Source organism: Acinetobacter sp. HR7, assembly GCF_000773685.1.
Lineage (GTDB): Bacteria > Pseudomonadota > Gammaproteobacteria > Pseudomonadales > Moraxellaceae > Acinetobacter > Acinetobacter thermotolerans.
This window is the reverse complement of record NZ_JPQO01000054.1, coordinates 1-13,280: the sequence shown is the minus strand read 5'-3', so window position 1 is coordinate 13,280 and position 13,280 is coordinate 1. Positions and strand designations below refer to the sequence as shown.

The window sequence follows — 13,280 nt, the reverse complement described above, 5'->3', positions numbered from 1 at the left end:
CTATGCCCACAGGGAGAGGGAATTTTTATTTCATCCCAAAAATCAATTTTAAGCCCAAAGCTGTCATCACCGCCCCAGCCGCACGGTCAAAGCCTGCCTTAAACTTTAAATACACACGACGGGGCTTTTCTGCGGAGAGTGCCACTGCCACCAGCGAACACCAGCCTGCATCAATAAAAAAACACAGAATTGGTAGCACCACATAGAAATAAGTCGGAATCTCTTTTGGTAAAAGTGCTGTAAAAATACTAGCCAAAACAATGGCAATTTTAGGATTAGACAATTGAGTAATCAGGCCAGTAGTATAAGCACGGCGCAGTGACATTTGCGTAGTGGTTTCATCATCCGAGCTGATCGGCTCTTTGGCATGTTTAATAATTTTAAATGCCAGCCAAAGCAGATAAATCCCACCACAAATTTTTAAAGCCAGATAGGCTGACGGCACCGCCAGTAAAAATGCCTGCAAGCCAAGTACAGCCAGCATACCAAAAATGGCAGCACCTGTGCCTGTCCCCAAAGCTGTAAACAAACCATGCTTACGTGAAATCGCAATCGAATTTTTCGCAACATAAATCGATGTCGGACCAGGGCTCATTGCACCTAACATTAAGGCAAAGGCAATCGAACCCAAAATCAAAAATGATTCCACAATACAACTCAGCTAAATCTTGATTGCGTTATTCTATGCAAAATGCAGCACGAATGCTGCATTTTTATGGTGCGAAATCTTAACTTTAATTAATAAATGTTCAGTTAACGCTGCTGAATATCCTGGGCAATAATTTGGGGTTGTGGCAGGCGATAATCGCGATCATGGACTGGTACGCCGCCAATGATCATGGTTCGGGCTTCAGCAGTTTTGGGCCGATTAATCTGATCATTATCACAGGCTGCTAGGCTGCTCAGGAATATGATTAATAATAAATAGGATAGTTTTTTCATTATGCTACCCTCTTCCTTATATTGTCTTAAACTAGATTAGCACTTTATGTTTAATTTTCATGCAATTATTTTGTGACAAGCTGCATCTTAAAGTAAGCATTTTGCTTGGAAAATAAAAGCTGGTTTCGGGATTCACTAACTTCGCTATACTACTTTGACTCATCATCTTTCTGCTGATTATGTTCGATTCAATTGCCCAGAAAATCATAGACCAGACTATAAATATTCATGGCATGCCAGTTACGATTCGCCGGCTGGATCTGGTACATCCACAAATTTCGGGAAACAAGTTTTTTAAACTGAAATATAACTTTCTGGAAGCACAACGTCTTGGTTATCAAAAACTACTGACTTTTGGTGGAGCATATTCCAATCATATTGCAGCTACAGCATTTGCAGCGCATCAGTTTGGTTTTACCAGCGTTGGTATTATTCGCGGAGAGGAACTGAAAGACAAACCTCTCAATCCAACGCTGCAAACGGCTCAGGACTTTGGCATGCAGCTGCATTTTGTCAGCCGTGAGGAGTATGGACATAAGCAGAAACCAGAATTTCTGGTAGAACTACAACAGCAGTTTCCAGACCATTATGTGATTCCGGAAGGTGGCACCAATGATCTCGCCATTCAGGGCTGTAAAGAGATTCTTAAACCCGCAGACACCCAGTTTGATGTGATCTGCTGTGCGGTTGGCACCGGTGGAACGATTGCTGGCCTGATTGAAGCTAGTCAGGATCATCAGCAGGTGTTGGGTTTTTCAGCGCTTAAAGGTTCATTTCTAAATGATGACGTTGCCAAACTGACGTCAAAACGAAACTGGCAAATTATCGACGACTACTGCTGCGGCGGTTATGCCAAAACTACATCTGAACTGCTCCAATTTATTCAGGACTTCGAAGCTGAACATGGCATTCCTTTAGAGCAGGTCTATACCGGAAAAATGCTCATGGGTCTGACTGACCTGATTCAAAAAGGTCATTTCCCTGCAGGTTCAAAAATTTTGGTGATTCATACTGGTGGCTTGCAGGGTCGAGATCCTTTACTAGATATCTAAACCATCGGCCCGACTGGCTGACCATTATTCAGGGCAATCAATCCTTTTGCGAGTCGGTAAACATTCCAGACAAAGACAAAAAACAAAATTGCAAAGCCCACCAGTACCGCTGTTAATAGTCCGCCAATCAGATAGCCAATCAGGCTCACCCAGAAAGTTCGAATCTGCCAGGTGGTATGACTTTCCAGCCAGGTGCCTTGCATTTCATTGCGTTTCCAGTAATTCATAATCACGGCAATAATCGGGGTCACACCAACAAAAAATCCTAAAATATAAAGAATATAAGTAATGAGGTTATATTGTTTTAGTTTTTCTATATCTGCCATCATTTTTTCTCCCTGTATATTTTTATTATGTCTCAAACTATATAAACTAGGGATCCTGAATACAAACGGGTTGCGATAGAGATTTGCTGGGAATCTGTAATTCAACTTGCAGCAGGATCACTAGAGAAAGCTCGGATAAAATTGTCTATAATGCTGTCCTTTTCTTCTCCCTTGAGTGTGTCATGTCTTCCAAACAATACGATGTTTTAGTCATAGGTGCAGGTGCGTCCGGTTTAATGACGGCGTATATGGCTGCGCAACGTGGTCGCAAAGTCATCGTGGTGGAAAAGGCCAACAAGGTCGGCAAAAAAATCCTCATGTCAGGTGGCGGTAAATGTAACTTTACCAACCTGTATGTCGAACCAAGTAACTATATTTCGCGCAATCCGCATTTTGTAATCTCTGCATTAAGCCGTTATACCAACTGGGACTTTATCGGTCTGGTCTGTGAATACGGCATTGAGTATGAAGAACGCAAGCATGGTCAGCTGTTTACCCTGAATGGTGCCAAAGAAATTCTGGCGATGCTGCTCGCAGAATGTGACAAAACTGGCTTGGTAGACATCAAAACCAACTGTGAAGTCAAAGCAGTCAACGCAATCGATGATCAAGGCTTTCAGGTGGCAACTTCCCTCGGTTATTTTGATGTGGAATCTGTGGTGGTGGCTTCTGGTGGACTGTCTATTCCTACCCTTGGCGGCTCAGGGATCGGCTATGAGATTGCCAAGCAGTTTGGTCATCATGTCTATCCGACCCGTGCCGGTCTGGTGCCTTTCACCTTCTCGGATGGCTTTAAAGAAGTTACCACCCGACTCAGTGGCAATGCTGTAGAGGCGACACTGTCAAATGAATTAAATAGCTTTACCGAAGCACTGTTATTTACCCATCGTGGCTTAAGTGGTCCAAGCTCTTTGCAACTCTCGAATTACTGGGATGTGGGTCAAAGCTTTAAGATTGATTTCCTGCCGGGTGAAGAACTTTTTGATTTCTTTAAAATCAAGAAACAGAGCCAGCCTAAAGTACTGTTACGGACTTTACTCACCGAGTATTTACCAAAAAGTGTTGTTGTGGAACTGCAGAACCTGATCTGGGCTGAAGTAGCAGAAACCTCGATTGGCAATATCAGTGATGACAAGCTGGAACAGATTGCCAAACGCCTGCATGGCTTTGAAGTAAAACCATCAGGAACTGAAGGTTATCGTACTGCAGAAGTGACTTTAGGCGGTGTGGATACTACAGAAGTTTCATCTAAGACCATGGAAAGCAAGAAACGGAAAGGCTTGTATTTTGTGGGTGAGGTACTGGATGTAACTGGGCATCTGGGTGGATTTAATTTCCAATGGGCATGGTCATCTGCCCATGCCGCATCGGAATATGTCTAATCAATGCACTATCTAGAGACGTTTTGATTTACTCCAGATAGTCGGTCTTGAACAGAACAAGATTGGCCGTATTTTGCAAACGGTCAATTGTCAGTTGCATTTTCTCTGCCGCTTCTTGCAGATAACTTGCAACTTCACCCTCTGAACCCATGTTTAAAACGTTTTTAAGTACTTTCAACATTTTATTGATCTCCATTTTATTTATCATTTATTATCCTTAAGCAAATATTAGACCAAATACTCTAATATTCATTTAAATATTACATGAAATAAAAATATAAACCAGTCTCAGCCTTATGATTTTTCTTGATTTTCTTCTTCAGAATCCGATGGTTCGGCTTGAAGATTAGGTTCAACAGGCTGCTCGTCCTGAATTTCGCTATTACCACTAAAAATAAAACGATAGGCCGCAGTCAGAAAGCCAATGGTAATCCCCGCAATCACTAAAGGTGCCACAATTTTATTTGGTTTTTTTATTTTCATGAATTGTTCCTCATCAGTGAACAAAATCGACCACCTAAAGGTGGCCGATTTTGAATGGTTTGAACAGGTTATTTCGGGTCATCTTTGTTTGGATGACTGTCCACATCAGGTTCATCTTCTCCGGTCGAACCAAATGGATTATTGGTAGGTGGATGAGTCGGATCAACCTTGAGCTCATCCAGCACAGCCTGATCCACATCTGGAGTGACCTGATCTACACCCGATGCTTCATCGTCCTGGGGTGCTGTAGTCAGCGTTGCAGGCGTACTGTTGGAAAGATCAGTACGCATCGGCGCATTGTCATCATTTCCCCGTCCTTGAGTAGACATCGTGGTTCCTCCAGAAGTCGATGTAGTTGAGGTAGCACCCGTCGTGCCAGCCAGACTGGATGCCAATCCTGATGTACTATCCTCTTTGTTCTTTAAGGGATTCGGTTCTTTGGCTTCGCGTTTCGCTTTATCGATCAAATCCGTCAATACACGTTCTGCCGGCTGACGGCCACCCAGACCAAAGGCCAGCGCGAAAGCGACTGCTACTGAACCCAAAGTCAGACCAAAGGCCAGATTGACGATCGAATCGGCGATACCCATAGCACGCAAGCCCATCGCAACGACGAGCCCCATGATCAACACACGCACCAGATTACCCAGCCAGCGTGAGCTGTTGTACTCACCACGCTGCACAATATTGGCTACGATATTCGCCAGCCAGAAACCGATGACCAGAATCACGGCACCGAGCAGGATGTTTGCACCAAAATAGATAAACATCGCGATCAGGTCGCTGACCTGTTCAAAGCCTAGACGGTCGGCCGCTTCAGACACTGCAAACAGCATGGTGAACAGGATGATCAGACAACCGACAACATACGACAGTTTAGTCTGACCCAGGAAACGTTGCAGATCCAGTTTTGCCGGAATTTCATCAACACCCGTGCCTGCGACCAGTTCAGTAACTAGATTCGCCACCAGTTTTGCGACCACATAAGCCAGAATCAGAATCAGCGCTGCGGCAATGATATTCGGGATGGCATTCATCACCTCATACAGCATCGCAGTCGCTGGCTGTGAAATCGCCTCAATACCCAATGCTTCAAAGGCAATGATCAGTGCCGTGATGATAATCACTGCAAAAATAAAGGTGCCAATCACCTGAATCACATTGGAGTTCTTGAACAGCCCTACTTTCTCTGCTTGCTGCTGCACATTCAAGCTACGCAGCAATCCTTCGACAATACCGCGGACAATTTTCGCCAGAATATAACCGACAAAGATGATTACGCCGGCGATGAAGATGTTTGGCAGATAGCCCACAACATCGTTGACCATGTTCTGGACTGGATAGAGCAATCCGCTCAAGCCCAGAATCGACAGGACAATTGGCAGGAATAACAGCAGAATCAGCCAGTAGATAATTTCGCTGATATTTTCACTGAGGGGCTTAACGCCGACTTCCGAGCTGAGTTTTTCATCCAGTTGCGTTCGATCCAGTAATTTTTGAAGTCCAACCTTGACTAGATTCGCCACAATCCAGCCAATAAAACCGACGGCGATCGCAGCCAGCAACTGAGGAATAAACAGCAAGAACTGCTGCAGCATGTTGCTGAACGGTCCGCTGACATTAGTCAGATTGAGGACATTCAGTGCACCAACCACCGCGATGATCAGAATGATCCAGAACACGACTCTGGCAATGATATTTTCAACATTAGAGCGATGCCCTGTAGCATGGCTTAACCGTTCATTGGTACCCAGTTTCTGCAGGACTTTTTTCACGCCTGCGGAGACTAGCAAAGCAATGACCCAACCGATTAGTAGAATGACCACTGCACTCAATATGGGATGAAACTGCTCCCAAAAGTACACGGCATCATAACCACCTGGGCCTCTTATATATTCGTTCATGTCATCCTGCCCTCTTTTAGTTTTACTGTCGTTATAAATAAGTATTTACAGACTTCTTATACTGGAGTTGTAAAACCTTTTTGTTGTAACTTTCTCACATTAGAAGTTGAAGTTTTTTTATTCAATTCAGTTATGCAGAACTACAACAAATCAGTACATTAGCTTGCAAAAAAGCCCTGATTGTTAACCAGGGCTTTAAGAGGGATTTTACTGTCCAGCAGTACTACCAGTACCATCGCTACTAGTGCCGTCGCTATCAGTAGCCACACCAACATCCATTCCGCCTGCAGTGCCTTCTGCAGTGGCATCAGTAGTACCAGTGACACCGCTTAAGTTCGCAGGCTGATCCAGATCCTGACTACGTCCTTCCTCAGCCTGAGCTGGAGTCGTATTGTTCATGGTCGCCGGTTCAGCGGCTGGATTCGGATGATCTGGCGGCGCTTCTTTAGGTGTAGGTTTTATATCGGCGAACATATAAAACAGCAGCGCCAGCAGGAAGATACCCACTAAAATCAGAATATAGACAGGAATCCTTTTTTTCTGCCGTGTATCCTCATCATAGTCTGAAGGTGGTGTTTTGTTGAAATCATTAGCCATAACCAACCTCACTGTTGTTATTCACATATTTAGAATTTCATCTTAACAAGCTGATTTTTCAGTTGTGTGAAAAAACTAAGTGAGATGGTGACGGCGTGTAAGTTTAAAATTAAACAGAAATCAATTGTTATCTCAGGGTCTAAAACAGTCTTTTTTGTGGTTGATCCTGTACGGCAACCGGTGTTTCATGTTCATCTTTTAACTGCACACCGGACAGCTGTAACTGGCAGGATTTTGCCATCAAGGCAATCAGGCGCTGAATCGCTAATGGATAAGACAATCCGGCAGGACGGACATTGGAAATACAGTTACGTAGCGCATCATGACAGCCTTTTACCGCATTATAGGTGTAATAAATACCCATACTGTCGGGTGAACTGAGGCCTGGACGTTCACCGATCAGCATCACCAGCATTTTAGCTTTGAGAATTTCAGCCACTTCATCACCCAGTGCCACCCGGCTGCCTTTGGCCAGAATGATCGGGGCAATCTTCCAGCCCTGTTCCTGACAGGCTTCGACCAGAGCGGGAATAAAATATGAGGCATTTTCTTCAATCGCGCGGGCGGAAAGCCCATCTCCAGCGACTATCACCACATCCCAATCATCCTTATGCTCGGCACGATAGTGTTGCAGCATGTTTTTGGAGGATTCGGAAAGCAATCGCCCCAGATCCGGACGTTTCAAGTAAATATCTTTTTCAACTGCCTGACTTTCTATTTCCAGTATCGGCAGGCCGATTTTATTCAGGCTTTGTTTTAAATGTTCCACATGGAACGGCTTGAGCACGGCATCTTTGGCCTGTGCATGCGCCAACTGAAACTCCAGACTCGGCTTGGTCGGCAAACTCCCGCCAGCACGCCCCAAGGCAATGCGCGCATCAGTATAGGATTTCAGTTTCTCCCAAGGATTGTCTTGTAGTCTGGAGTCATACTTGATATCTGGAACCAGTTTCATCCTACCTCCTTAAGATAACAATAATTGGGAAAAGTTTTTTGGCAGTTCGGTCGGCCAATGTAACTGATTGGCCTGCTGAGCCAGAATACCCTGCTGTTCCAGCCATGCGGCGAATTCTGGGGCAGGTTTCAGACCCAGCAACTGACGGATATATAGCGCATCGTGGAATGAGGTCGTTTGGTAATTCAGCATCACATCATCAGATCCCGGAATGCCCATAATAAAATTTAGTCCGGCATTCGCCAGCAAAGTCAGCAATACATCCATATCATCCTGATCGGCATCAGCATGGTTGGTATAGCAAATGTCACAGCCCATTGGCACTCCGAGCAGCTTGCCGCAGAAATGATCTTCCAAGCCGGCACGGATAATCTGCTTGCCGTTATACAGATATTCCGGGCCGATAAATCCGACTACAGTATTGACCAGTAGTGGATTAAACTTGCGTGCCACGGCATAAGCACGTGCTTCCAGAGTCTGTTGATCTACCCCATGATGGCCATTGCTGGATAAGGCACTACCCTGTCCTGTTTCAAAGTACATCACGTTCTGCCCCACTGTACCGCGTTTCAGACTTAAGGTGGCTTCGTAGCCTTCCTGCAACAAAGCCAGATTAATCCCAAAACCGGTATTGGCGGTTTGGGTTCCGGCAATGGACTGAAACATCAGGTCGATCGGAACATTTTTATTCGCCAGCTGAATCCCAGACGTGATATGGGTCAGCACACAGGACTGGGTTGGAATTTCATATTCATGAATGATGTGATCGAGTAATTTAAGTAACTCAGATAAATTCTGCAGATTATCTGTCGCCGGATTAATCCCGATCACCGCATCACCATTGCCATACATCAGGCCATCCAGAATGGAAACGGATATGCCCATCAGGTCATCGGTAGGATGGTTCGGCTGCAAGCGTGCCGCCATGTGTCCTTCCAGCCCGATGGTATTTCGAAACCGGGTCACCACCCGACATTTTTTCGCGACCAGAATCAGATCCTGATTACGCATGATTTTACTGACGGCGGCCACCATTTCCGGCGTCAGTCCCATCTTTAGCGCAGATAACTTATCAGTTGTGGCATCTTCACTGAGCAGCCAATTACGGAAATCTCCCACGGTAAAATGCGAAATTGGATAGAAAGCATCCGCATCATGTTCATCCAGAATCAATCGGGTCACTTCGTCCTGTTCATAAGGAATCAGTGCCTCATTCAGAAACTGTTTTAACGGTACCTCAGCCAGACACATTTGTGCAGCGACACGCTCAGTTGCATCATTGGCAGCAATCCCCGCCAGCTGATCTCCTGATCGCTCTGGCGTTGCCTTAGCCATCAGGGTTTTCAGATCGGCAAAGACATAATGCTGATTAGCTACATTGATCTGATACAACATTCGCGCGTGCTCCCTGTGTTTTTAATTCAGTTCTTTTTCTGCAGCTTCAATGCTGGCAAATTCTTCTTCCGGTGTACCGGCCACCAGATGATGACGGCTATACAACAGGAAGTAGAGAATCAGCACCACATAAATTGCAGCAGCCATGAGCCAGACTTTTGGATCGACCAGGAAGCCTGCCACCACTGCAATAGCAGCCAGTACCAGCGCAATCGAAGCTGTCGCAATACCGCCCGGTGCTTTATATGGACGTGCCAGATCTGTACGAGAGACTTTAAGTTTGATGTAGGACATCATCATCAACACATAAGAAATCGTCGCACCAAATACGGCCATTAGAATCAGCAAGTCACCTTCACCAGACAGTGACAGCAGGAAGCCGATAATACCCGGAATGATAATCGCCAGATGAGGTGCATGATTGCTATTGGTCAGGGACAGTTTTTTCGGTAAATAACCGGCACGGGATAGTGCAAAAATCTGACGGGAATACGCGTAAATAATCGAGAAGAAGCTTGCGATCAGACCAGCAAGGCCCACGAAGTTCACAAAGCCTGCCATCCAGGTATTCGCGCCATAGACTGTAACCAGCGCATCGACCAGTGGCGCGCCAGAATCTTTAATGACATCGGCACCTGCAGCGCCCGGCCCCAGTAGCAGAATGCTTAAAGCAAAGAATGCCAGAATCAGCATGGAACCAATCAGACCACGTGGCAAAGATTTCGCTGGATCTTTGGCTTCTTCTGCTGCCAGTGGTACACCTTCAACTGCCAGGAAGAACCAGATCGCATACGGTACGGCAGCCCAAATACCCAGATAGCCCAGTGGCAGAAAGCTACTTGCGCCTGCTGCTTCAGGATTGACGGCAATATTAAACAGATTTGCACTATTAAAATGCGGCAGCATCCCAAAGATGAACACCATCAATGCTACTGCTGCGATTGCAGTAATGATAAACATGACTTTCAGTGCTTCACCTGCTCCTTTCAGGTGTAAGCCCATAAAGATCAGATAGCTAACCAGATAAATAATCCAGCCGCCAATACCAAATAGTGCTTCGCAATATGCCCCGATGAAACAGGCAATGGCAGCAGGTGCGATTGCATATTCAATCAGGATAGCACTACCAGTCAGATAGCCGCCAAATGGACCAAATGCGGTACGGGCAAAACTGTAACCACCACCTGCGGTCGGCAACATGGTCGACATTTCCGACATCGCCAGACACATGCACAAATACATGAAAGCGACCACGATTGTCGCGATAAACATGCCGCCCCAACCAGCCTGTGCCAGACCAAAGTTCCAGCCTGCGAAATCCCCGGAAATGACGTAAGCCACCCCCAAACCTACGAGAAGCAACCAGCCGACAGCACCTTTCTTCAACTGTCGCAGGGCAAAATAATCTTCTTGTTCTACAGCTCCGGGTACACCGGTATCAATGACACTTTTTGACTCTGACATATAAACCTCTTTGTTTTTCTCGTTGTACGTTGAGGATATGCATAAGCCATACCAGTTCCATTCTGGCTTTTATGTAAACAGATTTGCAGCGCTGCCCTATTCAACTGAAATGCGCTATAATCTTGCACCTCCTATTTATACACCCGAGTTATATGGCGTATCGTCAACAAAGTGTATCGCTTGATCTTGACACTGACGTCACACATCAATGTGCCCTGCACTACACCCGTGATCAACATCTGATTGGAATTATTGAATTCAGCAAGCCAAGCTATCTGCTGCGCTGGCAGGATCTGGAATATTTCCGTCGTCGCACGGAAGAAATGTCTGTGATGCCATTTCCGGACTGCATTAATGCCATGATTATTGATGTGCGCAATGTAGCGGCCTGGCTCGACAATGATGTGCCGATTATTCCATGGCGCCTCCTAGAAGAAGAATGTCCAGTGCGTCTGGTCGTGCCTGCGGAACGTATCGAACACTATGCCGGCTTCTTTGAACCGACCTGGCTCACCACGGATGTCGATACTGCAATTCAGGAAATCCGTGAATTTATGGATATGTTTGTTCACTAAGATGACCGCAATAAAAAACCTCCGTATGGAGGTTTTTTTGTGCCTAAAGAAAATAAAAGTCCCCCTTTAACAAAGGGGGGATTTAGGGGGATTCTATTTTCAGACTATAGTTCATTCAGCTTAATACCTTCCCTTGTGCAGCAATGCTGCTCACCTTTGAAGAGGTAAAAAGCCCCATCCTTTGACAAAGGAGGGGTTTGGGGAGGATTCAAGGACAGATAAGTAAGCTAATAATGTTAATCCCTCCTAACCTCCCTTTTTCAAAGGGAGGAACCCTGAAGGAATTACCAATAATTCTCTACCGCGATATTACCTTCCCCACGGCGGTTCATGGTGAGGCCACGAGCTTTAAGGGCTTCTTTGGTATCTTCGACCATCTGCGGGTTACCACACAGCATCACATGGCTGGTTTCAGGATTAAACTGCATGCCCGCAGCTTTTTCCAGGTCACCATTCGCAATCAAAATTGGCAGACGTTCATGTAATGCTGCTTCAGGATCACGTGTAATGATTGGGATAAATTTAAAGCCGTTATGACCTTCGCCAAAGGTCTCGGCAATTTCCTGAATACGGTCAACATAGGCCAGTTCAGCTTGGGTTCGTACACTATAAACGAGGTTAATGTGCTTGTAATTATTCCAGGTTTCAAAGTCCTGCAGCATCGATAAGAATGGTGCCAGACCAGTCCCTGTGCCCAGCAACCAGAGATCATGCGGCAAAGGCAGTTGATAACGAGCAAGGGTCAGATAACCATAAGGAATCTTCTCAAGGTAAAGTTCATCACCCACCTTAAGATGTTGTAAATTCGAAGTAAATTTTCCTTCAGGAACAACTATTGAAAAGAATTCCAGAGTTTCATCGAAGGGAGATGACACTACTGAATATGCCCGAACCACAAGTTCATCACCGACTTTCAAGCCGATCCTCGCAAACTGCCCTGCGGTAAACTTGAAATGTGCGGGTCTGGTCATAGTGAAACTAAACAGCGTATTGGTCCAACGGTGTACAGATAAAACCTTTTCTAAGCTAAATTTTTCAATAGACATGATTCAAACGTGGCATCAAATACTGTGCTCATGTTAGCATGACAACATAATTTATTAATATTTTTTAAATGTTAAGGCTCTATTCATGCGCATGACTCTACGCCAGTTGGCTGTTTTTGTAGCAGTTGCTCAAGAAGGTACCGTCACCAAAGCCAGTGATGCAGTCAAACTCACCCAAAGTGCGGCGAGTATGGCTTTAGCAGATTTAGAAGATGGTCTTGGCGCGCCTTTATTCGACCGTCTTGGAAAGCGTTTACAGCTTAATGACTTAGGTCGTTTCCTTCTCCCACAAGCCCTTGAAATACTTGGCCGTTGTGAAGCTTTCGAACAGGCAGCCAAAGGTGAATTGCAAAGCATCGACCTGCGTCTCGGTGCGACGTTGACCATTTCCGATTACCTGATGCCTGACCTGATGGCGGACTTCCTGAAAATCCAGCCACAAGCCCATCTACAGCTGCAAGTCGGCAATACCCGCCAGATGATAGAAGCGGTGAACCAGTTCCAGCTGGATCTCGCCCTGATCGAAGGTTCTTGTCACCTGCCACAGCTGCAATGTATCCACTGGCGTGATGATGAACTCGCGGTATGCTGTGCGCCGGATCATCCACTAGCACAACTGGATCGCCCATTAACTGCAGAAGACTTTAAAACAGTGGAATGGATTCTGCGTGAAGAAGGTTCAGGCACCCGTGAAGTCTTTGATAACGCGATTCTGCAAGACCTGCCCGATGCCAATATCCGCCTGACCTTAGGTCATAACGAAGCGATTCTGAAGATCGTGGCTGGTGGTCTAGGTATGTCCTGTATTTCCAAACTGGCGATTGAACCTTTACGTGAAAAAGGTCAGTTAGTCGTTCTGGATACTCCGTTCTGGTCTCTGACCCGTCCGCTGTTTATGCTAGTACACCGTCAGAAATATCAAGGCCCAGGTCTGAAAGCCTTTATGAAATTCTGTGAAGATAAATAATCTTCTCTGAAATAAAAAAGCGCCTTAGGGCGCTTTTTTATTTCATGACTACACTTATTTTTTCAACCAGCGAATGTCATTTTCACAGGGAACACCATTGCCATTATTGTCGAGTCTGGTTCCACGGCAATGACGCTGAAAATATAAAGCCTCTTCATAAGACCGCATTTCGGTAAGCGTCCGCTGAACCCC

General features: G+C 45.6%; 16 protein-coding genes. 4 read left to right on the top strand and 12 right to left on the bottom strand.

All coding sequences use genetic code 11. The features are described from left to right. Window positions 1–25: 25 nt before the first annotated feature. Together GW12_RS03695 and GW12_RS03690 are read right to left on the bottom strand one after the other, a co-directional pair. Window positions 26–649 carry a LysE family translocator gene (locus tag GW12_RS03695; protein ID WP_034583559.1) on the bottom strand — a complete coding sequence of 208 codons (624 nt, stop codon included), beginning with the start codon at window positions 647–649 and terminating at the stop codon, window positions 26–28. A gap of 104 nt (window positions 650–753) precedes the next feature. Next, window positions 754–942, bottom strand: coding sequence for an NF038215 family lipoprotein (locus tag GW12_RS03690; RefSeq protein WP_034583556.1), 189 nt, complete (start codon window positions 940–942; stop codon window positions 754–756). Window positions 943–1,121: 179 nt separating this feature from the next. Here GW12_RS03690 and GW12_RS03685 point away from each other — a divergent pair, with 179 nt between their 5' ends. Then, complete coding sequence (locus GW12_RS03685; protein ID WP_034583554.1) at window positions 1,122–1,994, top strand: 1-aminocyclopropane-1-carboxylate deaminase/D-cysteine desulfhydrase; 873 nt, start codon at window positions 1,122–1,124, stop codon at window positions 1,992–1,994. Here GW12_RS03685 and GW12_RS03680 read toward each other — a convergent pair. Then, on the bottom strand, window positions 1,991–2,320 hold the full coding sequence (locus GW12_RS03680; RefSeq protein ID WP_034583561.1) for a membrane protein: 330 nt from the start codon (window positions 2,318–2,320) through the stop codon (window positions 1,991–1,993). The two genes, GW12_RS03685 and GW12_RS03680, sit on opposite strands and share 4 nt — an antisense overlap. Before the next feature lie 182 nt (window positions 2,321–2,502). Between GW12_RS03680 and GW12_RS03675 the strand changes: the two genes are divergently transcribed. Beyond that, a complete protein-coding gene (locus GW12_RS03675) occupies window positions 2,503–3,702 on the top strand; it encodes an NAD(P)/FAD-dependent oxidoreductase (RefSeq protein WP_034583553.1) in 1,200 nt (399 codons plus the stop codon). A 28-nt stretch (window positions 3,703–3,730) separates the two neighbouring features. Here GW12_RS03675 and GW12_RS15845 read toward each other — a convergent pair whose 3' ends face one another. The 7 genes from GW12_RS15845 to eat all read right to left on the bottom strand — a co-directional run bounded on the left by GW12_RS15845 (window position 3,731) and on the right by eat (window position 10,500). Further along, window positions 3,731–3,883, bottom strand: a complete 153-nt coding sequence (locus GW12_RS15845; protein ID WP_171077657.1) for a hypothetical protein — start codon at window positions 3,881–3,883, stop codon at window positions 3,731–3,733. 113 nt (window positions 3,884–3,996) lie between these two features. After that, window positions 3,997–4,185, bottom strand: a complete 189-nt coding sequence (locus tag GW12_RS03670) for a hypothetical protein (RefSeq protein ID WP_034583550.1) — start codon at window positions 4,183–4,185, stop codon at window positions 3,997–3,999. A 68-nt stretch (window positions 4,186–4,253) separates the two neighbouring features. Continuing rightward, window positions 4,254–6,089, bottom strand: coding sequence for a mechanosensitive ion channel (locus GW12_RS03665; RefSeq protein ID WP_034583547.1), 1,836 nt, complete (start codon window positions 6,087–6,089; stop codon window positions 4,254–4,256). A gap of 207 nt (window positions 6,090–6,296) precedes the next feature. Continuing rightward, window positions 6,297–6,686 carry a hypothetical protein gene (locus tag GW12_RS03660; protein WP_034583544.1) on the bottom strand — a complete coding sequence of 130 codons (390 nt, stop codon included), beginning with the start codon at window positions 6,684–6,686 and terminating at the stop codon, window positions 6,297–6,299. Window positions 6,687–6,825: 139 nt separating this feature from the next. Then, window positions 6,826–7,641 (bottom strand): ethanolamine ammonia-lyase subunit EutC, encoded by an 816-nt coding sequence (gene eutC / locus GW12_RS03655; RefSeq protein WP_034583541.1) that lies wholly within the window; start codon window positions 7,639–7,641, stop codon window positions 6,826–6,828. A 9-nt stretch (window positions 7,642–7,650) separates the two neighbouring features. Beyond that, entirely contained in the window at window positions 7,651–9,036 is a 1,386-nt protein-coding gene (locus tag GW12_RS03650) for an ethanolamine ammonia-lyase subunit EutB (RefSeq protein ID WP_034583539.1), read from the bottom strand. Between the two features lie 21 nt (window positions 9,037–9,057). Next, window positions 9,058–10,500, bottom strand: coding sequence for an ethanolamine permease (gene eat, locus GW12_RS03645; protein WP_034583537.1), 1,443 nt, complete (start codon window positions 10,498–10,500; stop codon window positions 9,058–9,060). A 152-nt stretch (window positions 10,501–10,652) separates the two neighbouring features. Between eat and GW12_RS03640 the strand changes: the two genes are divergently transcribed. Then, entirely contained in the window at window positions 10,653–11,075 is a 423-nt protein-coding gene (locus tag GW12_RS03640) for a hypothetical protein (RefSeq protein WP_034583536.1), read from the top strand. A gap of 284 nt (window positions 11,076–11,359) precedes the next feature. On the opposite strand, the gene GW12_RS03635 is transcribed toward GW12_RS03640, so the two are convergent. Continuing rightward, window positions 11,360–12,121: a ferredoxin--NADP reductase gene (locus GW12_RS03635; RefSeq protein ID WP_034583534.1), complete on the bottom strand. Its 762-nt coding sequence runs from the start codon at window positions 12,119–12,121 to the stop codon at window positions 11,360–11,362. An 85-nt stretch (window positions 12,122–12,206) separates the two neighbouring features. Here GW12_RS03635 and gigC point away from each other — a divergent pair, with 85 nt between their 5' ends. Further along, window positions 12,207–13,088 carry a LysR family transcriptional regulator GigC gene (gene gigC, locus GW12_RS03630; RefSeq protein WP_034583531.1) on the top strand — a complete coding sequence of 294 codons (882 nt, stop codon included), beginning with the start codon at window positions 12,207–12,209 and terminating at the stop codon, window positions 13,086–13,088. 54 nt (window positions 13,089–13,142) lie between these two features. Here gigC and GW12_RS15315 read toward each other — a convergent pair whose 3' ends face one another. Beyond that, complete coding sequence (locus GW12_RS15315; RefSeq protein ID WP_227504123.1) at window positions 13,143–13,256, bottom strand: excalibur calcium-binding domain-containing protein; 114 nt, start codon at window positions 13,254–13,256, stop codon at window positions 13,143–13,145. Window positions 13,257–13,280 lie beyond the last annotated feature (24 nt).